The sequence below is a fragment of the Stieleria bergensis genome (assembly GCA_007745635.1).
Classification (GTDB): Bacteria; Planctomycetota; Planctomycetia; order Pirellulales; family Pirellulaceae; genus Stieleria; species Stieleria bergensis.
In genome coordinates this window covers 6326855-6351167 of record CP036272.1, presented here as the reverse complement: position 1 = coordinate 6351167, position 24313 = coordinate 6326855, and the positions used below count along the sequence as shown (strand labels likewise).

The 24313-nt window shown below is 54.4% G+C and carries 15 protein-coding genes; 11 read left to right on the top strand and 4 right to left on the bottom strand.

The window, feature by feature from the left end; translation table 11 throughout:
• The first annotated feature begins 70 nt into the window (after window positions 1–70).
• Window positions 71–3352, top strand: a complete 3282-nt coding sequence (locus SV7mr_RS22225) for an ankyrin repeat domain-containing protein (protein ID WP_419187766.1) — start codon at window positions 71–73, stop codon at window positions 3350–3352.
• Window positions 3353–3420: 68 nt separating this feature from the next.
• Here SV7mr_RS22225 and SV7mr_RS22220 read toward each other — a convergent pair whose 3' ends face one another.
• Together SV7mr_RS22220 and SV7mr_RS22215 are read right to left on the bottom strand one after the other, a co-directional pair.
• Window positions 3421–4023, bottom strand: a complete 603-nt coding sequence (locus tag SV7mr_RS22220; protein WP_419187765.1) for a GNAT family N-acetyltransferase — start codon at window positions 4021–4023, stop codon at window positions 3421–3423.
• Between the two features lie 152 nt (window positions 4024–4175).
• Window positions 4176–6203 (bottom strand): redoxin family protein, encoded by a 2028-nt coding sequence (locus tag SV7mr_RS22215; protein WP_145276825.1) that lies wholly within the window; start codon window positions 6201–6203, stop codon window positions 4176–4178.
• 213 nt (window positions 6204–6416) lie between these two features.
• Between SV7mr_RS22215 and SV7mr_RS22210 the strand changes: the two genes are divergently transcribed.
• Window positions 6417–7373: a methyltransferase family protein gene (locus SV7mr_RS22210; RefSeq protein ID WP_145276823.1), complete on the top strand. Its 957-nt coding sequence runs from the start codon at window positions 6417–6419 to the stop codon at window positions 7371–7373.
• A gap of 30 nt (window positions 7374–7403) precedes the next feature.
• On the opposite strand, the gene SV7mr_RS22205 is transcribed toward SV7mr_RS22210, so the two are convergent.
• Entirely contained in the window at window positions 7404–8753 is a 1350-nt protein-coding gene (locus SV7mr_RS22205; protein WP_145276821.1) for a DUF1552 domain-containing protein, read from the bottom strand.
• 95 nt (window positions 8754–8848) lie between these two features.
• Window positions 8849–11875, bottom strand: coding sequence for a DUF1592 domain-containing protein (locus SV7mr_RS22200; protein WP_419187764.1), 3027 nt, complete (start codon window positions 11873–11875; stop codon window positions 8849–8851).
• Between the two features lie 903 nt (window positions 11876–12778).
• Between SV7mr_RS22200 and SV7mr_RS22195 the strand changes: the two genes are divergently transcribed.
• The 9 genes from SV7mr_RS22195 to SV7mr_RS22155 all read left to right on the top strand — a co-directional run bounded on the left by SV7mr_RS22195 (window position 12779) and on the right by SV7mr_RS22155 (window position 24298).
• Window positions 12779–14071, top strand: a complete 1293-nt coding sequence (locus tag SV7mr_RS22195; protein ID WP_145276817.1) for a DUF1552 domain-containing protein — start codon at window positions 12779–12781, stop codon at window positions 14069–14071.
• A gap of 6 nt (window positions 14072–14077) precedes the next feature.
• The gene (locus tag SV7mr_RS22190; protein ID WP_473163660.1) at window positions 14078–16621 is read left to right on the top strand and encodes a DUF1592 domain-containing protein; all 2544 of its coding nucleotides are present in this window, start codon (window positions 14078–14080) and stop codon (window positions 16619–16621) included.
• Between the two features lie 356 nt (window positions 16622–16977).
• Window positions 16978–17496 (top strand): chemotaxis protein CheW, encoded by a 519-nt coding sequence (locus SV7mr_RS22185; RefSeq protein WP_145276815.1) that lies wholly within the window; start codon window positions 16978–16980, stop codon window positions 17494–17496.
• Window positions 17497–17573: 77 nt separating this feature from the next.
• The gene (locus SV7mr_RS22180; protein ID WP_145276813.1) at window positions 17574–19193 is read left to right on the top strand and encodes a methyl-accepting chemotaxis protein; all 1620 of its coding nucleotides are present in this window, start codon (window positions 17574–17576) and stop codon (window positions 19191–19193) included.
• A gap of 25 nt (window positions 19194–19218) precedes the next feature.
• Entirely contained in the window at window positions 19219–20163 is a 945-nt protein-coding gene (locus SV7mr_RS22175) for a CheR family methyltransferase (RefSeq protein WP_145276811.1), read from the top strand.
• The gene (locus SV7mr_RS22170; RefSeq protein WP_145276809.1) at window positions 20160–22808 is read left to right on the top strand and encodes a chemotaxis protein CheW; all 2649 of its coding nucleotides are present in this window, start codon (window positions 20160–20162) and stop codon (window positions 22806–22808) included. Before SV7mr_RS22175 ends, SV7mr_RS22170 begins: the two co-directional genes overlap by 4 nt.
• Window positions 22805–23425 (top strand): hypothetical protein, encoded by a 621-nt coding sequence (locus tag SV7mr_RS22165; RefSeq protein ID WP_145276806.1) that lies wholly within the window; start codon window positions 22805–22807, stop codon window positions 23423–23425. The genes SV7mr_RS22170 and SV7mr_RS22165 overlap by 4 nt, the downstream gene beginning before the upstream one ends.
• Window positions 23422–23907: a chemotaxis protein CheD gene (locus SV7mr_RS22160; RefSeq protein ID WP_419187762.1), complete on the top strand. Its 486-nt coding sequence runs from the start codon at window positions 23422–23424 to the stop codon at window positions 23905–23907. Before SV7mr_RS22165 ends, SV7mr_RS22160 begins: the two co-directional genes overlap by 4 nt.
• Window positions 23908–23929: 22 nt before the next feature.
• Complete coding sequence (locus SV7mr_RS22155) at window positions 23930–24298, top strand: response regulator (protein WP_419187760.1); 369 nt, start codon at window positions 23930–23932, stop codon at window positions 24296–24298.
• Window positions 24299–24313 lie beyond the last annotated feature (15 nt).

Genomic DNA, 24313 nt, shown 5'->3' with positions numbered 1-24313 from the left:
TTGCTTATTCAGCATTGGGGGTCCTATGCGTTGCAGCATCCTTCGCGTGTGCACATTGATCGCAGTTGCGATGATGAATGGCGGTTTGGTGATGGCCAGTGACTCAGCAGCCAGTGACTCAGCAGCCAGTGACTCAGCGGCCAGTGACTCAGCAGCCAGTGATCAGACTCAGCAGGTTGGGCATCCTCTGTTTTGCAGCCCACACTTTTCTCCGTTGGCAATGCTTCCCGCCCATGTGTTGGTGGTCAATACGCCAGCGGATACGGTTGATGTAATCAGTCGGGATCAGCGCAAGGTCTTGCATCGCATTGCTGTCGGTGTGGATCCTGTTAGCATCAGTGTCCGTCCTGATGGCAAGGAGGCCTGGGTATCGAATCACGTTTCAGACTCGGTCAGTGTGATTGATACGGACGCCCAGAGCGTCACCTTTCTGCAGGTGATTGCAACGATCCAGCAGTTTGATCCGGAACGCAAGGCAACGTTATTTGATGAGCCAATGGGGATTGCTTTTGCCAGCAACGACAAGGCCTATGTGGCGCTCTCGTCAGAGAATCAAATTGCTGTTGTCGATGTGAAGACACGCCGGGTTGTAAAACATCTGAGCATCCCAGCGCAAGACCCACGAGCGATTGTTGTCCGCGATCAAAGGCTCTACGTGGTGCCCTTTGAATCCAACAACCAGACACAACTCTCTGGAGGTTCCGGGAATGAAATCGATGGTGACTTGGTGACCTTTGATGCCTGGCAGCACTCCATTTTCAATAACAACGTGCTCTCACTTGGGCATGTCGTTGATATCGTCAAACATCCCGAGGTGCCTGATCGTGACCTGTTTGTCTTTGATACAAAGACTGACAAGTTGATCAAATCTGTCGAGACTCTGGGGACGTTGCTGTATGGGATGACGGTTGACTCCAAAGGGAATGTTTATCTGGCCCAGACCGATGCTCGAAACGATGTCAACGGACGCTCGGGGACAAAGAAGCATGGCTTGCCAGAGCTTGAGAACCGCGCGTTCTTGAATCAAATCACAAAAGTGCGTTTGAGTGATTTGGAAGCTGCCGAAACAACGTTCTTTGATTTGGAGCCGGTGCCGCCACAGCATCCTGAGCCCAGCGACGCGTTGGCGACTCCCTATGCGATCGAGGTGACCGCTGATGATCGTGTGCTCGTGGCTACCGCTGCCGGTTCTGACAAGCTGTTTACCGTCGATGCAGAATCGGGCCAAGTGCTAGGTCGCGCTGATGTCGGGGCCGTGCCCCGAGGCATTGCGATCGAAGAGAATGAAGCACAGATCAACGCTTGGGTTTACAACGCGGTTGATGATTCGGTCTCGATTGTTGATGTCACTGATCCAGCAAGCCCGCAGGTGGTCGAATCAATTGGGTTGGATGATCCGACTGATCGCGAAATCAAGCTCGGTCGGGCTTGGTTCAATCGTGCAATGGGATCGACGACGGGGACTTATTCCTGTGCCAGTTGTCACCCTGATGGACACACCGATCAATTGCTGTGGGTCTTGCAAACACCTGTCGTTTCGGGCGGTGATCAGATCATGCCGCGTTCAACCATGCCGATACGTGGATTGCGCGACACGGAACCCTTCCACTGGGACGGGATCCCCGGTGATCCCTACGGAGGCAATAACAGCGCCAACGTTTGGGGGAAAGTCGATCCGAACAGCGATCCAGAGGATCCCAAGAGTCCGGCTCGGCATTTGATCGATGGTGGACTTGCCGCGACGATGCTCAAACATGGTTCGCAGTTGGTCAATGACGAAGGAAAAGTCGGCGCTTTCACTGCCGAGCAGCGGGATCAGATGGCCAAGTTCATGTTGGCGGTCCCCTACCCTCCGGCGCAGAAACGGCCCTTTACCAACACCGTTTCGTCAACTGCCAAGTCCGGGTTTGAGTTGTTTCACATCAAGGGGCATTTGGACGAAAAAGCCAAGCCAAACGTCTGTGGTGACTGCCATCGGATGCCGTTTCTGGTCAGCACCAATACGCCAGGAACCGGCATGGATGCGCCGACATGGCGGGGAGCCAACGATCGATTTTTGATTCTGCCGCAAGGGCGTCTCAACATTATCGGATTCGACTTTTACCGCCACGTGGCTGAGCGAGGCATCCCCGAGCGGGAGGTTTGGCAGTTCTCATGGCAGGGACAACGCAGATTTGACCCCGTTTGGGACATGGTGCTCGAAGGAAGCACTGGTTTTTCTGGGGCGTTTGCCAGACAAGTGACGCTCAGTGAAGCCACTGTGAACGATTCAATCACTTCTGAATTAATCGATGCGTTTGAGAGAGGCGCCGCCGAGCAGGCCATTGTTCTGGACGTGGATGGAGTGCTGATTGAAAGCGGCACGCTGGATGATGATGCCGTCGCAAAGCCGGTCTCGCTGCAGTTTGTCAAGGATTCGTATGTTAGCAAGACCGCTGCAAACGAGCGCTTCACCACGCAGCAGTTGATGGCAATGGCTGGGCGAGGAGAGTTCATCGGTACCTTGACCGCTCGGCATGGAGCGAAGGCCAGCGCCTACGATGATCCACAACCTGCGCTCTGGACGGCAGGTGCCATTGAGGCTCAGAGTGGGCATCAGAAGTTTCCGATTGTGTACCCTGGTTTAAGCTCTTTCACGATCGGCGCACGACATGTGCATCACAACGCCCGATTGTTTGTCGATGGCCGACACGTCCAGGGGCAAGTGACCGTGACGGGGAAGGATCAAGTCGAATTGCAATTCGAATCGCTTCCCAGTGTCGGGATGCATCTGTTACAAGTCCAGAACCAGAAGGGCCGATTCAGCAATGACTTTATCTTTAATGTGGTCGAATCAAAACGCGCCGCCGATGAATTGGTGGCCCTGCGAGCCTACGCTGATCGAGACATCCGTCATGCGATTGCCCAGGCGATCGAAGACGATAACCTGGGCGAGCTAAGGCAGCATCTTGGCCGACGGCAACAGCAAGGACGAATTAATGAGCAACGGCCGCAAACCGGATCCACGCCGCTAAGTCATGCCGCACTGTATGGTCGGACCGAAATCGCCAAGACGCTGATTCGGCGCGGTGCCAAGGTAAATGGAACGAACCGCGATGGCAACACGCCGCTTCACGTGGCAGCCTTTCTTGGGCGAGAAGACGTCGTCAAGCTGCTGATCAAGGAAGGCGGGGCGATTGACGCAACGAATCGTCAAGGCGAAACCCCAGTGGATGTTGTCTCCAGCGAGTGGACCGACGAGCTGGCTAAACTTTATCAGTCGATCGCCAATGCCACTGGCATTGAAATCGACTTGGAGGCGATTCAAGTGGCGCGGCCAAAGATAGTCGCTTTGCTCAAAAGCACCCAGTAACGCCATCTCTGGCATCTGATGTGCGCTTCATTGCGAGTCATCAGAGGACTGCCAATTGGTAGTCCTCGTTACTCGCGCCAATACTCTGGTTTGTCCAATGCATCACAGCAGTGGACGGTCCCCTGGCAGGCCGCGATCGCGCCAGGGGTCAGTTCATGAACCATCCACGCCTCTGCGTTCTTTGCTTCGATGGGGTAAGGTGCGTGCAGCTCGCATCTCCCGGCCGGCTGAAATCCAAATCGCGTGTAGTAATCAGGATAGCCAAGGACGAAGACCAGATCGATCTTCTGTTGTTTTAGCCGTTCAAAGCCAGCATCAATCAAGGCGCTGCCGATTCCCTGTTTTTGTTGCTCAGGCAGGACAGCAAGTGGGGCCAGAATTACCGCCGAAGCATCGCTGGCAGGTGACAGACGTGCGTGGGTGAAAAGCACATGTCCGATCAAGTCGGTGTCGCACTGAGCGACCAGGGAGAGCAATGGTTTTGCAGATGGATCTTTCAGCATTGCGGCCAGTAATGCGCCGATCTCTGCTCCGCCTTCGCGACCAAAAGCGTCCTGATGAATCTGGATCACGGCTGCATCTTCTGACGACGTGGCCGTGCGGTAGTGTATCGCTGGTGGGCTCATGAAACGATTCGGATGGTGTGCTGACGATGGATGGTGATCCGTCATGATAGCGTCAACTCTGTCACGCTGGGCATGCTTGTTCACGGAGCCCAGGAGATCACCACTCGGATTTTTGTGGGATCATCGCCGTCTGCGGCGTTTTCAGGAACCGCCATTTGGCGATTGGATCCAACGATCCAACGGAATCGATGAGCGGTTTATTCGTTGGCAATCGGCTGGACGAACTCTACGTAACCCAGCATCATCTCGTCATGCGTTTGTTCCCCCCATCTCACAGTGCGGTTTGGATCCTTGATCGCCGGATTGCCTGCGCTGTTGTCATACCATGCGGTGTACCTGATGGTTTGGCCGGCTCTTAGCATGCGAGGTTTTGACAGCTTGTAGAGCAGTTGCCAATTGAAATCATACTGGGGAACATCAAGCAAAATCTCGGATTGGCCGTCGCTGATTAACTCGTAGCGTGCTGCTTTCCCGCGCAAGTGCATGTGTGGTAAGAAGCCAGTGACTTGCACATCATTTGGCAATGGAAGTTCTTTGACAGTTTCGTAGTTTGGGTCGTTGGGTGGAATCCTCAATCTCACATCGATGATCGGTGCGACTTTTACCTCGTACTTGGGACTGGTTTTGGAGAAGACGAGTCCAATGCGAGTGCTGTCTTCTGTGGCTGTTCCATTGGGTGTGTAGTGCATCTGGAAATTCAGGGTCGCTCCCTTGGGCAATTTCTTGGCGAGACCTTCTGGATACACCAACGTGCTATTGCCGGGAACATAAACACCCCAGAAACCATCGCGTTCGATGGACCTGCCATTCTGATCACGGACAGAGACGATGACGTGATGCACGACATCCGCTTTACCCGGTCGAATCTCGATCGCTTGCACCCACTGGTCCGCCGGCAAATCGGTTTTGACGCGGATGTTCTTGTAGGGCATGATTCCCGTTGCTTTGATTGCAACAGGCTCCGCAAACCCAAACACTGCGTCCGGTTTGCCGATCAACCAGCCATCGGGAAAGGAGACTGGCAGGGGGGCGTCCCCGGGGTCGCCTTCGGGTGCTCCTAATTGGATCCACTTGAAGAGAGTCTCTTTGTCTTGCTTTGTCAGCGACCGGTCGTTGGCCCAATGTTGTCGTTTGGGATCGGAATCGTCGCTGGCAGGAAGCGGTGCCGCAAACCAAGGTGGCATGATGCCGCGTTTGACAACATTGCCAATCATCCCGGCGTAGTCTTTGACTTCACTGTAGGATTCCAAAGCAATCGGAGCGATGCCGCCGCTGCGATGACATTCGATGCAATTCGCTTGAATGATTCGTGAGACTTGGTTGTGGTAGGTGACACCCCGTGCGTCAGTCTCTTGTCGTTCGTCGCTATAGAAAATCTCACAGCCCGGAGAGGATGTCGCTTTGACGTTCGGCCTGCGACCGGCGATGACGTCGTCAATCGCGTTTTTCAAGTAGTTGACGCGTGGCTGGTCAAGCGCGTAACCAAAGCCATATTGATCATCCACTGCGCCTCGATAGGCAAGTGTTCTGGCGGCGTCCAGAACGAACACCTCGGTTGTCGTTGCTGCATCTAAAGCCGACAGCAATTCGTTGTTCGGGTCACTAACATAAGGGCCAGCAAACTGATGTGTCTTCATCGCTTGATCAATCCGTTCACCGCGTTCCGATTCGTTGGGGTTGATGAAGACGAAAGCGACGTTCTGGGAGTCGTACTGTTTCTCGATTGCCGCCAGCGTTGGCGCGTACTTTAGGCACAGTGGGCAGCCCGTCCCAGTGAGCGCAATGACGATGGCTTGCCGGTCGGAGAAGTCACTGAGTTGATGTTTGTTTCCCTGAATGTCCGTAAAGGCTAAGTTGGGAATCAGCCGCCCAATGCCTTGCTGGCCAGGTTTCAAGAGCTGTGGTCCCTGTCGAATGGGTTCGGCGACCGGTGAGTGTTGGGGTTGGTCTGGCGTGACCGTTTCGGGCTGGTTGGTCCCGGCAAGGCGTGGGAAACGCTGACGCACCGCTTTGGCGGCCTCGGCCTGAGTGATTTCGCCATCGCCGTTCAGGTCAAGCAATGAAAAGACTCGCGCATTGTTTAGCTCCGCAGCGGTGACTTTCCCATCGTCATTGGTGTCCCTTGCCTGAAACAGCTTTTGAAGTCTATCTTGTCCGCTGGCGGTCGTGGTCAGGGAAACTGCGATCAACAGGTTCATCGCCAGAGCGAGACGAAGGGTGTTCATGGTTGGTGCCCAGGTGGTTCGGCAGGTTCGCATCGTAGGTTAAAGGACACGATTCGTTGACGTTGCACGTGTCTTGGTCGTGTTTAACGAATTTCTTGTGCTCACTAAAAGGCTGGTTTAATCTGGTTTCAAACCCGCCGAGGGACAAAAGTTTCGCTGCGAACGAGTCAGTTGAAATTCACGCAATTCCCCGTGTCCCTCACTTTGGCGGTTATGTCTAGCAGAAATGGGCGGTCTGACCGTATGCAGCAGGCGAAACGAACGTTACAGATCTATCTCTGGATCCAGACCCTGGGCGTGATCGCTTGGTGGGCCTTGTTGTTCGGCTATCCACCTGCGGTCAAGTGGTTCCAGCCGGCGTCTTTTCCAGAAGCCGCTTTGACTTCATTCTGGCTACCCGATTTTGTCTGCATCGTCACCGGCGGAGCGTTCACTCTGTGGGCGATTCATCGTCAGCCTGCGGTCGTCACGCCCTTGCTCTGGGCCGTCACGGCAGCGGTCGTCTACCCGACGCTCTACTGTTTGTTCGTCAGCCTGAGGACCGATGAAGGCCGGCTTGCCTCGGCCGTGATGAGTCTGATGAGTGGCGCGATGTTGACCTTGCTCTTAATTCAAGGTGTTGGCGACCAGCAAATGGCAGCGTTCCGACCAGCCCGTTTAACCGCGCGCCAGGCGCTGCTATGGACGTTGCTGCAAATGGCACTGTTTTGGGGGCTCTTCCTGTACGTGATTCCCCAGGCGATCGAGGAGGTTGCGATTCAACTTGGCTGGCAGCGGTTCGAGCATGTTGGGCAACCGCTGTTGGCAATCGCCTTGTTCGTTGCGGCTTCTAGCATTGGGCTTCGCAGTGCGTATCACATGTCGATGGTTGGCAAAGGCACACCGCTGCCGACCGCGACGCCGCCCCGTTTGATTGTGCGTGGTCCATACCGCTACGTGCGCAACCCGATGGCGATTGCTGGGATCGCCCAAGGCATCGCAGTGGGCTGGTACTTGGGCAGTCCCTGGGTGATTTGCTATGCCATGTTGGGCGCCATTCTTTGGCACTTATTGGTTCGGCCTGTTGAAGAGCACGATTTAGAGAAGCGGTTTGGTGATGCTTACACTCGATACCGGTGCCGGGTCCCGGTTTGGATTCCTCGCGGCTGGCGTTCTGGCAAGGAATCGTAGGATGCGTGAAAACGCGGCACGCACCAACCCTTAAATAAGCTCCGCCATGGTCCCGGTGCTGTCAGCGAACGAGTCCAGAGGGATGCCCAGTTGTTGCAGGACCGTGAGGTGCATGTTCGACAATGGAGTCGACTCGTTGTAACGGCGGTAGTGGCCGTGCTTGAAGCCGAGTTTGTCGCCGCCCGAAAGGACGAGCGGATAGTTGCGAGCATTGTGAGTCGTGCTCGTCGCGCTTCCGTAAATCGAAACGGTACGGTCGAGGAGTGTTTCATCACCATCGGTTGCATCATGCAGTCGTTTCAAAAAGTATGCATGTTGCTTGGCTAGGAACTGATCATAGCGAGCCCAACGTTCATAGCCTTGATCCTTGCCCGTGCCGTGTGACAGGCTGTGGTGCCCCGAGAGGCCCAACGCGATTGCTGGGAACTTATCCGAGACTCCTTTGCCGTCTTCTTGTGAAATCAAAAACGAGGCTGATCGCGTGATGTCCGTCTGGAAAGCCAAGAAGATCAGGTCGTACATGGTCCGAATGTAGTCTTCGGGGCCATCCTGCTTGGCTTCGAGGTTTAACGATAGTGGATCAATATGCGGGACAGGTGTTCCAAGCCATTGCTCGGTGCGATCGATGCGGCGTTCAATTTCGTCCACCGAGTTTAAGTATTCATCCAGTTTGCGACGATCATGAACACCCAAGTTGCGACGCATGCTATTGGCATCATCCAAGACTAGGTCAACCAGCAAGCGTTCCTGCTGTAGTCGTTTCTTCTGCGTCTCTTGGCTGGTACCTTTCGCTTGGCCGAACAAGCGATTGAAGATTTGCCGGGGCATGCATTCAGTCGGAATGGCTTCGCCCTGCCGATTGAATGAAATGGTCGACGTGCGAGTCTTGTAGCCCACGCCACCGTTGCTGGACAGAACCAGTGATGGAACCCGTGTCTGCTGGCTTGCCTGAGCGGCATAGACTTGGTCCAAGGACATGCTGTTTTGGTACTTTGAACCGCGAACATCACCACCGGTCAAAAAGATATCACCGGTGGCGTGGCCAACCAATCGGCGACCCAGTGGGTGCGACAGGCCGCCCAGAATAGTCACATGATCACGCAGCGGTTCAAGTGGTTGCAAGGTTTGAGTGAAGCGAAAATCCTTGCCCTCGCCCATTGGGAACCAGTGCCATTTCTCGTGATCTTCGTGCTTCTCCGGTGGCAGGCTGACGCCGTTGGCGAAGAACACGCCTAAGAAACGTGCCGGTTGCTCCTGTTTCGGCTGAGCGTCTGCCATGCAGTGCAAGGACGGCAGGGCTAATGAGACGCCGGCGGTCCCGCGCAGAAACGCCCGCCGATCAAAATGCCAGGACTTTTCTTGGCTTGGTTTTGCGTTCATGGTTTTCTGCCTGCAGTTTGGGTGGGTTGTTTTTGGCGGGAGTCTGTACCGATTCGGTAAAGCTTGGTGGGCAGGGGGCAGTCAGCGACTGCGGATTATTGAAGGAAGGCGTCGCTGGTGACAATGGCTTCGATTAGCCAGCGGATTTGAAAATCGTGATCTTGCAAGTCTGCTGAGAGCAGGTCAACCAAAGGGTCATCACTAAAGTCCAGAGAGCGACCCAAGGCATAGGTTAACAGGTTCTTCGTCAAAGCACGGGCGAAATCTTGCTTGCGATGTTGAATCAAATGCGATTTCAAGTCCTTGAGCGAAGTGATTTCGCTGCCGTCTGGCAAGGTGGTGTTGGCAGCGGTTTTGTCTTTCTCACCACGCCAGCGACCGACGGCGCTGTAGTCTTCAAACGCGATGCCAAACGGATCGATCTTTTGATGGCAATTCGCGCAGGCTTGGTTTTCCCGGTGGAGTTCCAGCTGTTTCTTAAGCGGTCGCCCAGAGAGTTTGGGGTCGGTTTGATCCAAGTCGGGAACGTTTGGCGGTGGATCGGGCGGTGGATCATCAAGCAATCGTTTCAGCAACCAAACGCCGCGCCGAATCGGGTGAGAGTCCTTGCCGTCGGAGCCGCGGTAGAGCACGCTGCCATGAGTCAGCAGTCCACCACGTTGATCGTTGGTGGACAAGGCGACGCGACGAAACTCGGGTCCATGCACTCCAGGGATCTGGTAATGCTGGGCCAGGTGATCGTTTAGCATCGTGAAGTCACAATCGATCAGGTTCAGGGCGCTCAAATCGTTGTGCATCAGTTCCGCGAACAACAGACGTGTTTCCTGCTGCATGGCGACCTTGGTCTCGTCCCAGAAATCTTTGAAGCGATCTTTGTTGATGGCAACTCGTTGCACGCCATCGAGATCAAGCCACTGATCGACGAACAACTTGACCATCGTTTTCGAACGAGGATCGGCCAGCATGCGACGGACTTGTTTGACGAGCACGTCTCGGTTTGACAGTTGCTCTTTGGCAGCGAGTTCCAGCAGTTGTGTATCGGGCATGGTGCCCCAGAGAAAGTAGCTCAGCCGGGACGCAATCGCAAAATCATGATGGGCGTGGTCGTTCGATTCAGGCCGTTGCAGATACAGGAAGTTGGGCGAGGCGAGAACCACGGGCAAGAACTGTTTGATCGTGCTTTCAAACGTCGGCTTGGGGGCGCCTGCCAAGGGCATTGACCCACCGTGGCTAAAGTATCCGGCGGCAATGGGTGATGATTGGATTCCTGGTCCATTCCATTGCAGTTTCAGACCGGAGCCGCCCGTCGTATTGTAGTAATTCAACAGGAAGTGATGCGCGCCCGCCGACAGGTCAACGCCGCCTGTTTTGGTCACCATGCCATGGTTGCCATCATTGTCGATCACCAGTTGGCCATCGATGTAAAGGCGTGATCCGTCATCCGACGCCAAGTCAAACTGCCAAGAGCCGTCATTGGGGACATTTAGAATGCCGCGGAACTGCAATCCGTAGCGATCCGCTCGTTTGCGAACGGGGACATTTAGATCAATGCTGTGAGTCACATCAGTGGCAACCGGTTGCATGCTGGCATAGGTTTCCAAAGAGGCGTCGGCAGGGGCGGTTTCGAAATACAGTGTTTCCAAACCGGGTTTACCGGGTTCGGGCGTTTCTTCCTCTTCAGTTTGGCTGATCAAATCAACGACTTCGGTTTGCCAAGTCGATTGCCAAGCGGTGTGAACGCGGTCGACTTCTTGCTTTCGAACCGGCCGGCGCCAAGCACGAGTCATGAAACGCTCGAAGATCTGGCGAGCGTATTGCGATTCCTGTCCGGGCGTCGCTTTGCCACGAAAGAAGACTTGGTCATACGACCGGGGAGGCCATTGCTGATGAAACGGTGCTTCAAAGTCGACGCGAGTGACCAGCAGTTTGGGTGTGCGTTCTTGTTTGGCTTCGACATCAACCGTATTGGTCACGCCAATCATCATGACACTTAAGTCACCTCGCTGGCCACTGGATCGTTGGCGGAAGGGCAGCGGCAAATCTTCCATTTGGCCGTGGAACTCATAGATTCCTTGTTGCTTTGCGGTATCAGTGACCAATTGAGCAGGGCCCAGATAAGCAAACTCAGTTCCGTCATCCAAGAGCGTGCCGATGAAGACGCGAACTTGGGGTTTGATGGGTTCGTCGGGATCGACAGCACCTGCTGTCACCCGAATGCGTACTGGGCCTTCGGTGGGAAATTCCTGCAAGCGAAAGACCAACGAAGGATTGGGGACTTGGCGTCCTGGGATACCTGTCCCCCTTGCTCGCAATGATGGCGAAAGGATAGCGCCCTGCTCTGATGCTTCACCGCGATCGCTACGTCGGCCAAAACTGACGCTGACACTGGGGCGTCGCGCGTTCTTGGGATCTTCTGAATCAAGTCGCGTGGCATCAACACGCAGGGTGGCTGGCTTTTTCTTGCCGTTTTTATCAACCCCTGCTGGATCCTTTTGACCGACCTCCAGTCGAAACGCCGTGCGTTTGGGGGCAGCCGTTAAGGGCACCGCTTTGTCCACTGCATGCTGACCGATCTTGAGGTAGTAATCCATATGCAGTGGCGACACCGTCAGTGTTTCACTGTCATTTAGAAAGCCAGCGGCAGACAGGCCGTCAGGTGGCAAAGGCTTTTCAAAGTTCAGCGGCATACCGAATAGATCACGCATCGTGTTGCCATATTCTGATCGATTCAGCCGCCGAATTTGTGCGACGCCTCGGTTCGCTTGCCGAGCCTTTGCCGCACGTTTCAGTTCAGCGTTCAGCCAACCTGTGACCGTTTGCAGCTCGTCAGCAGAAAGCTGAGGCTCGTCTTCGGGCGGCATCTCGCCCACGTTGATCCGATTGAGCACTTCATGCCAGCGATCGGCGTCATCACCCGCAACCAGGTCCGTGTTCAGTTTGTCGATGCGAAGGTTGCCTTCCTGCAAATCGGGGCCATGGCATTCCAGGCAATGCTTGTTAAGCAATGCAGACGCCTTGGACAGATCTTGATCGCTGGCAACGCATGGGCTGGTGGTTGCCGATGGCAAGAGAGCCAACACGAAAAGGATCGCGCAGCAACGAAGCTGTATCGAGGTGGGCATAGAGCTAGGGTGGAGGGGAGAGATCGATTTCAGTGCAGTCAGTCGCTGCCGCACCGCGATGTAACGATCTCGCATCAGCGGATCAAAACGCGTCCTGGCAAAGTTGCAAGTGATTGGCTGGCAAGCGAATTGCCTGCACCGGTCATGGTCCCTAGGCGGGACATTCATTGTAGTCCATGTTGCTCGGCTGATCCAATCTTAGCCAGAGGCCGCGTTTGGGCGGCCAGCAAATGATGGCTGGGACGTTGGTACAACCTCCGACAACCGTTGATTGAACACAGTCAATCCCGTTGCGCAGCATGATTCCAGAGGAAAACGTCGAGCTGCGGATCAAGTGTTGAAGAACTGCGGGCGGGTGGTGCAGACGCCACGCGATGGGTTGATGCGGGGCGAAATGCAACGCTTGGCTCTTTAGCTTGCGCAGTGAAAGGCAGAATTCAGGTCCCATCGGCCCGATTGGTCATTCGGCTTGTTTGGTCATTCGGCTTGTTTGGTCATTCGGCTTGTTTGGTCATTCGGCTTGTTTGGTCATTCGGCTTGTTTGGTTATTCGGCTTGTTTGGTTATTCGGCTTGTTTGGTTATTCGGCCTGTTTGGTTATTCGGCCTGCGTTTTGACCGCGAAAAAGGGCTGGGCTGTGCTCGATTCAGCGTCCCCAGTGGCGCATCACGCAGGGATTTCGATGGGCTGCGGTTCTGCGCCCGCCACGCAAACTCGACCTCTTTTTGCTCATTGCGCCAGTCGGTCATCTCAAGATTCCTGTTCAAATGGGGCTGGCTAGACGATATACTGATCAGTCCCTCCGCGGCCTGAGTGGCCGTCGAACCTTTAGTTCGTCAACGCATTGCATTCCTATTGCCTGGGATCCAGTGAATGGACGCAACTCCCACCCCGAATCAATCACATGTCGCAGCCACTGAATCGACGTCGTTTTGCATTGAGCTCACTTGCTGGTTCGTTGGCCTTGCCTGCCCTGACCAGTCTAGGCGCCGAAGTCGCTAGCACGGCTGTGAAGACGGTTCCAGTCTCGGCGACCAAGGGCGCCGGTGTTGGGGCACCGCGTTTTGTTGCCATCGCCAACTTGTTAGGCTTTCAAACCAAACAGTTCTTCCCGGAGACAACTGGCAAAGCGTTCGATGAGACCACGTTGCTCAAGCCGCTGGCGCCAAACCGCGACCAGTTGACCGTCTACCGAGGTTTGGATCACGGGATTCGAGGCGGTCACTTCGCCGTGCACACCTTTCTTTCCGGTGTCCTGCATCACGAATCGAAATTGCGACCCGATGGCAACGTGACCGTTGATCAGTTCATGGCTGATGCGATCGGAGCACAGACTCGGTTTCCATCGATTGCAGTTGGTTCAGAAGGGGGGATTCACGGCGGTTGTCAGCTTTCCTGGACTCGTTCAGGAGTGCGAGTCCCACCGATCACAGGTCCGGCCGAGCTGTTCGAGAAGCTGTTCGTTTCCGATTCCCAATCACAACGCGTGCGTCAGGCTCAAGCAAACAAACTGCAAGCTTCGATTCTTGATTCCATTCAAGAGGAAGCCGGTGCGCTGTCCAAGTCTGTGAATCGAGAAGACAAGGAGAAGCTTGACGAATACTTCTCATCGATTCGCGATGTTGAAAAACGATTGGCCGCCAGAACTCAGTGGCATGATCAGCCCAAGCCCGACGCTCCGTTCGACAGGCCAGCGAACCGCAACACCGTTGACGACTTGCCACTGTTCTATGAATTGATCGCCTTGGCATTGCAAACCGATTCGACGCGAGTAGCAACATTGGAGATCGGCGGTAGCTTTCTGCCGCAGAATCTGGGCATTAACAAGTCCTATCACAGCATGTCGCACCACGGCAACAATGAAGACACTATTGCCAACTTGATCAAGCTGGAAACGTATCAGCTAGAGCAGTACTCAAAGTTCCTCACTCGCCTAGCCGATATTCGTGATGGAGAACAGACGTTGCTCGATTCGACCGCTGTGTTATTTGGTAGCGGCATGGGTAATGCCAACTCGCATACTAACACCGACTTGCCGATCGTGGTCGCAGGGGGCGGTTATGCCACGGGCCAATTCAAGCAAACCCCGAAAAATGGCTTGGGGAAAGTGCCACTGTGTAACCTGTTATTAGGTTTGGCACAGCGAATGGGCGTCCCGGCTGATCAGTTTGGTACCAGCACAGGCGTTTACGCTTAACGAGTCATGATGCAAACGTCTTTGTGCCGGTTGGTTGTTGTCTGTTTGTCTTGGTTTCATCCACCAGTTGTTCGCTGTGGCTGGTTGTTGTTGTTGACGCTGTCGTTTGCTCCCCACGTCATACAGGCTGGGGAACCTGACGATGAGCCACGCGCGGTGATCGGTACGTTCTTGCGGACCTACTGCTTGGATTGCCATAACGACGATGACGCGGAAGCTAAACGCAACTTTCAGTCCTATCAGCTTCCGCTCAACACTCAGCAGCAGTTGATCGACACGGATGAAATCATTGCCCAGTTGACCCTTGGGCAAATGCCTCCCGAAGACGCTGAACTGCCGACCGATGATCAAAGTTTGCAGATCATTGACTTGTTGCGAGCGGAGATTGCTGCCGCGCGGGAGAGGTTCGATAGCACGGGTGGTCGCACGGTGTTGCGGAGACTTTCCAACCGTGAATATGAAAACACGATCGCCAGTCTCTTCGGCCGACGAGTCGACACGCTCGGTTTGACGGCTGATTTTCCCAGCGACAACACCAGTGAACACTTTGACAACATCGGTGATGCCTTGGTGACCTCCGGGTTTCTGCTTGATCAGTATTTTCAAGCCGCTGACCGGCTTGTCGAAACCCGGCTTGCCAAGCCAGGCATGGAGCCCAAAGACTGGCACTTTACGGAGAACTTTCAGCAGTACGAGGAACTGGCGGGAGCTCATCGGAACTTCTTTAAATTGAAGTTCTTAGCAATCTATGAACAGCCCAATACAGACACGCGTCAGGGTGGCTACGCACACATCCAGGACTTCTTAGAAGGAGTCCCCGTGTCGGGGAATTATGAGATCAAAGTGCACGCCCAGGCGATGCATCGAGACACCCACTACGATCCAAAGATCTTTCGCATTGATTTCTCCGAACCGTTTCAAATCGCGGTGGTCCCGGGAGATGCCAGCAAGGGGCATATCCATTATCCGCAAGCGATCGAGCCGATTCTCGCCTCTGCTGTGGTTCCCGACGACGAACCACAGTGGTTGAGTTTCCAGGTCTGGTTGGAAGCCGGTCAGACACCTCGATTCATTTTTCCCAACGGACCCTATGAGTCGCGGGCGTCGGTGATCGCAGTTAACAAACGATACAAAGACGAATTCGATCCCAAGACCTATCGCGCTGGTGTGTCTCGTGCTCACATCTTGCGTGAAGGTGCGTTGCCACACATCAAAATTGGCGAAGTCAAAGTGCGCGGGCCGCTTCCTGAACCAAACGGCAGCGCTGAAGAGATTGCTGTGTTTGGCCCCCAAGGCTTTCAAGCCGACCAAGCCATCAAGCAGCTCAACCGATTTGCAAGTCGAGCCTTCCGGCGACCGCTAAACGATGCCGATCAGAAACGCATTGAGACGCTCTATCAGAAGCGTTTGCAGGAAGGTGCCAGCCCAAGGCAATCGGCGTTGGATACTGTGAAGCTGATTCTTTGCTCACCGTCGTTCTTGTACTTCAGCGAAATCACGGACGAAAAACAAGAACGTTTGAACGCCTTTGATTTGGCTTCTCGGCTTTCCTATGCGTTGTGGTCTGCTCCACCAGATGAGCAACTGATGGGCAAGGCTCAGTCAGGAGAGTTGGTCAAGCCGGGCGTCTTGAAAGCCGAGATCCAGCGGATGCTGAAGGAGAGGCGATCGGAGGAGTTCGTTGTTGGCTTCCTTGAGAGTTGGTTGAACCTGCGCGAGATTGGTAACCAGCCGCCACCACGTAAATCGGCTTGGCAATACTATTCCAAGAATTTGCCCCAGTCGATGAAGCAAGAGTTGCGGTTGTTCTTTGCCGATCTGTTGAATGAAAACGGTTCCAGCATGCGACTGTTGGATGCTGATTACACCTTTGTCGATAAGTACCTCGCGGAGCTTTACGAACTGCCCGAGAAAGACAGTTTGCGTTTGGCCGATGGGTTTCAACGTGTGAGCTTAGAAAAGTCCCGGCAGCGCGGCGGCGTTCTGGGAATGGCAGGTGTGTTGACGGTGAGCGCCAATGGCGTTGAGACCTCACCGGTAACCCGAGGTGTTTGGGTGTCAGAAAACCTGTTGGGCATGACTCCACCGACACCACCAGATGATGTGCCCTCGATCGAAGCCAACGTGTCGGGTGCGAAGACGATTCGCGAAAAGTTAGCGCTTCACAGCACAGACAAAACTTGCTTTTCTTGTCATCGCAAAATCGATCCGCTCGGTTATGGATTGGAAAGCTTTGATCCGATTGGACGCTGGCGAACGACGTATCCCAAGGCCCAGGGCAATGCAAAGATTGATCCGTCGGGTAAGTTTCCATCGGGGGAGTCCTACACAGACTTTGTTGGTTTCAAGAACGTGATGAGCGAGTCTCGCCAGGAGCTCTTTGCACGTAACCTGATTGAGAAGTTGTTGACGTATTCGACGGGGCGCCACATGGAACGAGTGGATCAGTTTGCCATTGATGATTTGCTCAAGAAGGCGAAAGCCGATGACTATGCCTTGCGAACGATGCTGGTTGATGTGTTGACCAGCGAGATCTTTCTGTCGCCCTGACGTTGAGGGGGCTCCGTTTGGCCGTCGGCAGGCCGTTCTGGATTCAGCGGCCTCAGCAGCCATGGCGCGGTTCAATGGCCAAGCGTTCGTCGTTTTGATGGCTTGTCCATGTTTGAGCTTTACGGTTGTCCGCTGTTCGATGGCCGCGTCTGATTTCGTGTCGCGGTGTTAAAGTCCTTATAAACCGCACCAGACGTCCGATTTGCTGGCGACTTGGCAACACTTCATGAAGTGGTGCGTCTTTGTTTACGCGGTAATCAACAGCTGTTGCTTGTTTCAGCACAGGTCCTGGATAGACTGGTTTGAGTGCTTTTCAATCCAGTTCGACCGTGACGCTCATTCCAATCCGCCCCGTCATGCCAGATTCTCCCGAGCCAGCCTCCGCTGAACGCAACCCTGCGACGGCCGCGAAAAACTCGTCGCAGTTCGTTGGTTTTCAAATCGCGGGGCAGAAGTATGCCATTCCGATCGACCAGATTCAGGAGATCGTGATTCCAGATCAGGTGACACTGACTCCTCAGGTGGCGGCTTGCGTCGAAGGCGTTACAAATCTGCGCGGTCAGATCATACCGGTGGTGAACCTGCGTTTATTGTTGGACCTTGAGACGATTGCACGCGACGATGAAACCCGCATGATTGTGGTCAACGTTTCCGATCGACGCATCGGCTTGGTGGTTGATTCGGTGTCCCAAGTGATCCGGATCCCCTTCGAGAACATTCAGCCGTCGCTTGACACGATGACTGTCGAAGGCAACCACGACGTCGCTGGATTTGCCAAGTTAGACGACGTGCTTTTTATCTTGCTCGACATGAATGAAATGCTGCAACCGCAGCGTTTGACGCGGCCCGGTTCAGCCCCGGTTTCCAGCGTCTGATTTAGGTTCCTGCTGACGCGTTTGAGCAACACTCACATCTTGACCACTCACTAGTCCACACACATCGAGTCTTCGACATGGCCAAGGCTGCATCTTCCCGTTCACGAACCAGCGCCCCTGCACTCCGCAAGGAACTGGCAGCGTTAAAAGAACGAAATCAACAGCTGGAAATTGAGTTGGCTGGAAAATTCGCCGCCATCGATCGTTCGCAGGCAGTGATCGAATTTGAGCTTGATGGCACGATCATCACCGCGAATCAGAACTTTCTCTCCTGTGTGGGATACAGCTTGGAAGAAGTCCAGGGCAAGCACCACAGCATGTTTGTCTGTCCCGTTTATCGGTCCAGTCCCGAGTACTTGGATTTGTGGGCAACCTTACGACGCGGTGAATGCACGACCGGTCAGTTCAAACGCTACACCAAAGATCGCCGGGAAATTTGGATTCAGGGTTCCTACAACCCCGTCTTTGATGCCGAGGGCCAGTTGGTGAAAATTGTTAAGTTTGCCACCGACATCACTCAGCAGAAGCTTCGCAACGCTGACTACCAAGGTCAGATCCAAGCCATTGAAAAATCGCAAGCAGTGATTCAATTCGAGCTTGATGGCACCATCATTACCGCCAACGATTTGTTTCTCGATGCGCTCGGTTATCGCTTGGAAGAAGTGCAAGGGCGTCATCACCGGATCTTTGTTGATACCGAACAGCGGGATTCAAGAGAGTACACCGAGTTCTGGGAGTCGCTCCGTCGCGGCGAGTTTCGTCGTGGTGAGTATCGCCGGATTACCAAGGGCGGTGAATCCGTGTGGATTCAAGCTTCGTACAATCCCGTCAATGGCCTCGATGGCAAGCCTTGCAAGGTCGTCAAGTTTGCAACCGATGTGACCAGCCGGGTGAAGCTTGAGCAAGAAGCCCGTGAGCGCCAGGAACAAACCGAGAAACTGGTCTCTGAAGTCGTTGAGAGTGCACACCAGTTCACCGAGGGCGCTCGTGTGATTGCCGAAAGCAGTGCGAACCTTAGCGATGGTGCACAGAATCAAGCGGCATCGGTCGAGGAAATGAATGCTTCGGTACACGGCATGACAGCCGCCATCGATGTGATTGCCAGCCGTGCCAAGGATTCCAAAGAACAGGCCGACAAGACGGCTTGCTTGGCCGAAAACGCTAACAACATTCGTAGTGAAGCCGTGACTTCCATGCGTTTGATCGAACGATCAAGTGAGCAGATCACGGATATCATTCAAGTGATCAGTGACATTGCCAGCCAGACCAATCTGCTGGCGCTTAACGCGGCGATTGAAGCCGCTCGCGCCGGTGAACATGGACTGGGATTCGCCGTCGTGGCCGATGAAGTGAGGAAGCTTGCGGAGCGGTCCAGCGAAGCGGCCAAAGAAATCACGCAACTGATTAAGGAGTCCTCGCGACGAGTCGCCGAAGGCGCCGAACGCTCCGATCGAGTTGGCCAGTCTCTGGCATCAATCCTGGAGGCAGTGTCCAAGACCGCCGATGGAATTTCACAAATAGCCGAGCAAGTCGAATCGCAGTCCGCCAGCACCGAACAGGTTCAAGTCGCGATCTCCGTTGTCTCAGAAACTACCGAATCAAATGCCGCTAGCGCCGAAGAACTTGCTGCCAGCGCAGAGCAGCTTGGGGCTCAGGCGCAAACCCTTCAGGATCTGGTGAACCGCTTTGACTCGTGAACCAACCAGTCGCACTGAAGCTCCGATGACGGTAATATCAAAGCAGCGACTGGCTCTAGGTAAAGCAGCTCTTGATCAAAACCAATCTCCCGTGACGCTGCAACGACTCAATCAGGAACAATTCCAAAAATTTCGGTCCTTCATCTACGATCAATGTGGGATCCGGATCGAATCGAACAAGTTGACGTTGCTCAGTAATCGCATTCGTCGGCGCTTGGTCGTCGGGGACTTCGTAGACTTTGATGATTACTATCGGTTTTTGATTTCCGCTCGTGGCAGCACAGAGCTGAACGGGTTTCTAGATGCCATCACCACCAATGAGACCTTTTTCTTTCGCACGGAGAAACAGTTCGACTGGTTGAAGGATCAGTGGTTGACGGAACAGATCGCACTGCAACGCCAGGGCAAACGCGCGCCGGAACTGCGGATTTGGTCTGCCGGGTGTGCCACCGGTGCCGAGGCCTACACCATGGGGATTTGCCTTGCAGAGAACCACTATCGACTAAACGATTGGTCGCTGCAAATCCTGGCGACCGACATCAGTGAAGAGGCTTTGACAACAGCTCGCGACGGCGTCTACAAAGAGCGGACGATCGATGCCGTGAACGATCGGCAGCGCAAGCGATTCTTTACCAAAGTGCCCTCAAGCGATCAGTGGAAAGTGCGATCGACGCTGAGGGAAAGCGTGCAGTTCAAGCAGCATAACCTGCTGCATCGCCTTGACGCACGGCCTTTCGATTTGATCTTCATTCGCAACGTCTTGATCTACTTTGACGAACAGTCCAAGCAGAAAGTCATCCAGAACTTGATCCGCTCACTTGCTGATGATGGCTATTTGGTGATCGGGCCGTCGGAAGGTGTGTATGGAATGTTGCAGTCCTTACAGCGTGTCACACCATTGATCTATCGCAAGTCTGCCAAGACACCTTCGACGCCGGATGTCAAGCTGCGGAAGGATGGTGCATCATGAGTGGTCAGCCGCCCGGCGATGGGGAAATGCAAGAGTTCTTGCAGACCTTTCTGGATGAAACCGAAGAGCAGCTCGATGATCTTGTCGAAACCATGCTGGTTTTGGAGCAGAACCTCGAACAGCCCGATCAGTTAAATGAAGCCTTTCGATTGATTCACTCAATCAAAGGGTCGGCTGGCATCATGGGATTCGACCAGATCACGGTACTGACTCATCACTTAGAGAATCGGTTCGAACAGTTCCGCTCGGGATCCGAGCGGCTGAACGATCCGACCATGAACTTGGTTCTCCGGTGTATCGATTTTCTGCGGCATTCCAACGCTCGTTTGCGCGACGGAAAACAACTCGGTAGCCCGAACGAGCTGCTCGCTGAACTGCGTGAGCTGGAAGAGCAACAGTTGCAAGCAATCAGCCAGCAAGGCAGTGCTGAACCGCAAGGCAGTGCTGAACCGCAAGGCAGTGCTGAACCGCAAGGCACTACTGAACCGCAAGGCACTACTGAACCGCAAGGCACTACTGAACCGGAAGGCACTACGCCGCAATCCGAAAAGGTGGCGGAGTCACAGGAGGCCACGGCAAGTCCCCAGGACGCCCCGCAACTCAGCCAGACGACTGACGGACCGATCAGTGTCACCCAGAGTTCGGTCAGCATGACGGTTCGGTTTCGCGAAGGTCTGCAGCTGGCTGATCTCAAAGCGAAGTTGATTTACAACCGCGTGAGTAACGTTGCCGAAGTCTTGTCTGTAACGCCGAATTTGGACGCCTGGCCAGAAGACCAGTCCTTGCAGGACTTTCAGTTGGTGCTTGCCGCTGATGGTGACGAGCAGCGATTGCGAGAGGTCTCAGGTGTGGAAGGTGTCGAGGCGATCGAGTTTGTCGCTCATCCTGTCGAACCGCAACACGCGGCCGTCAGTGCCGACATCCCCGCGCCCGTGGAGTCGTCACAGCAAGCGACGGCAACGCCCGATAGTGAGCCAGCAGTTAGCGATGTGATCGAGCATGGGACCGCTCTGGATCAGTCGCAGCCTGCGCAGTCACTTGAATCGCCTCTTGACCCTGTATCGGAGTCTGTGCCGCCTCAAACGCCCCATGTCGATCAAGACGTTGCTGAGACAACGCCAGGACCGACGCCTCCTCAGGTCCCCGAGTCTGTCCCCGTTCAAGCGGCCAGTCAAGCGGCCAGTCAAGTCGCCAGTAAGGTCGTTGGCAAAGTTGCAGAAACGATGCGAGTCGATATCGATCGCCTTGATCATCTGATGAATTTGACCGGTGAACTGGTTGTCAATCGGGCTCGCTTTCAGCAGATCGCCAATCAGTTTGCGCCTGCAAAACGCGATTCGGACAGCGTTGGTCAATTGCGAGATTTTGCCGATCACCTCCGCGCCCTGCTCGACAGCCACGACCAATCAGGTGGGGCTGCAAAGGCCAGTCATCGCTTAATCGATCAGTTGCGTGATGGGCTGACGGTGATTGATCGTCACTCTGACGCGTGGGAGAGAGGACGTCGCAATCTCGATCGCTTTGGTGAAGCGGTGGATCAGTTGTCTCGGGTTTCGCAAAGCCTGCAGAAAGGCGTTTTGGACACTCGGATGACTCCGGTCTCACCTCTGTTTAACCGCTTTCGACGTGTCGTTCGCGATCTGGCCAAAGAGCGTGGCAAGCAGGTGGAGCTACAGATTCGCGGCGAGAAGACCGAGCTCGACAAGCGGATGATCGACGAGCTGGGTGACCCCCTGATGCATCTGGTGCGAAACTCCGTTGATCACGGTTTAGAGACCACCGAGAGTCGACGTGAATCGGGCAAGCCAGAAACAGGGACAATCTTGCTGGAAGCCAGTCACAGCGGCAACAACGTCTTCATCAAAATCACGGATGATGGAGCTGGGATCGATTTGGATAAAATTCGCGCCAAAGTGCTCCAGCGAGGCTTGCTGTCTGCCAGTGCCATCAATGACTTGGCGGACGATCAAATCCTTGATTATATCTGGCACCCTGGATTCAGTACGGCCAAATCAATCACTGATGTCTCTGGGCGCGGCGTCGGGATGGACGTGGTTCGAAATCGAATCCAGCAACTCAATGGCAGCGTCGATGTTGAGTCGGTGCCGCATGAAGGCACGACGTTTACGATTCGCCTGCCCTTAACGCTGGCCATCATTCATTGTCTGCTGGTGCGGCTTCGTGGTGTGGTCTTCGCGATTCCCATTGAAGATGTGCGCGAGATCGTTTCCATTAACATGGCCGACGTCGTTTCGGTTGGCAAGAAAAAGACCTTTGAGCTGCGTGAGGAGTTCATTTCGCTTGTCAACGTCGATCATGTTTTCGATTGGAATGAATTGCCCGTTGATGCGAACAGGCAATCACTGGCCACTGATGTTGATTCCAAGCAAAGCCATGGGCCACTTACTGACGTGGTGATTTTGCAAGCAGCAGGCCGCATGATGGGGTTGGCTGTTGAAGAGTTTCTCGGCGGCCAGGACATGGTCATCAAATCACTGTCGAACAATTTTGTCGAGATCCGGGGCTTATCTGGAGCGAGTATCTTAGGGGACGGGAGCGTGTGTCTCATGCTAGATGTTGGCACTGCGTTTCAGTTGGTCATTCAGCGTTCCATCGCTGGCTCTGGAAAGGAATTAACGTCGTGACCGAACAGGAAATTTCGCAGTTGCAAACGCTCTTCCAACAAGGTTCGAAGAAAGCCGCCGAGGCCATGTCGGTCTGGTGTGGTCGAGCCTTCAGGATTCATCTCGATGCGCTGCGATGTGTTCCGTTGGAAGAGGCCACGCAAGTCTTGCATGCTGGTGATGATCCGCTGTGCTTTTGTTCGGTCGCCGCTGAAGGCGTGATTAGCGGGCAGATGGTTTTGGCGTTTGACGATGTCAGTGGCTTGAAGTTAGCTGCCTTGTTGACCGATCGTGCGGCAGAGCAGATCGTTGCATGGGATGAATTGTCGACTGCAGCCATGTTGGAAACGGCTAATATTCTCTGCTGTGCCTATTTGAATGCCTTGTTTGAGGCATTGGATGCGCCAGGTTCGGCAGCTGGATTGATGCCTTCGCCACCTCGGTTCTCTCGTGAGTATGCTGAGAGCGCGGTTGAGTTCTTGGTCATGGGGCAAGCATTGGAATTCGATCAAGTGTTGATCGCCTGCACGCGATTCATGATTGAGGATTCCTTCTTAAACTGTTCCCTGTTGTTTGTTCCTGATTCGCAAACCATGGCGGCTTTGCCGGGCTTATTATCAGCGTTCACAGAGTCATGATGAGTGGCGCTGTTTCAGGTCGAACCAACGTGCGGATGGGGCAGATTGGCTTTGCATCCGGCGAACAGACGTTGTGCACCCTGTTAGGCTCTTGCGTGGGCCTGATGTTGTATTCACGGCCTCATCGGCTGGTGGGTCTGGCTCACATTGTGTTGCCTGATTCGGCGGGAAAGCAGGTGCCACTTGGAAAGTTTGCCGACACCGCGATCCCCGAACTGATTTCTCAGCTCAACAAGCGTGCTGGACAGGAAGTCCGATGGGTCGCCAAGATGGCCGGTGGGGCCAGCATGTTTCAAACCGCTCAGACGATGAACATTGGCATGCGGAATGTCGATCGCTGTCGGGAGCTATTGAGACAATTTGGGATCCCAGTGGTGGCCACGCATTGTGGTGGGCAAGCGGGGCGGCGGATGACGATTTCGGCGCGCGATGGTTCGGTGCAGATCGAAATCGTCGGGCAAGCTACAATTGAGCTAAAATAGGCCTGGGTAGTAGTGACTTGCAATGAGTGAACAACGACTCCTGATCGTCGATGACAACTTACTGATTCGAAAACGGATTCAGTCGATAGCTGAACAAGCAGGCTGGCAATCGATTGAGGCCGCTGAAGACGGTGTCGAAGCGATCCAAGCTTATCAAACACAGCGTCCCGATCTTGTGACGTTAGACATTGTGATGCCTAACATGGATGGATTGCAAACGTTGGAGCGATTGTTGGAAATGGATCCGCAGGCGCAAGTCGTGATGGTGTCTGCAATCAATCAGAAGCCACAATTGCAACGCTGTCTCGAACTGGGCGCGATTGACTTTATCATTAAGCCTTTTGATCCCCAGCGGCTTCACGACTTTTTTGCCAACGCCTTGCAACACTGAAACGCAACGAGGAAA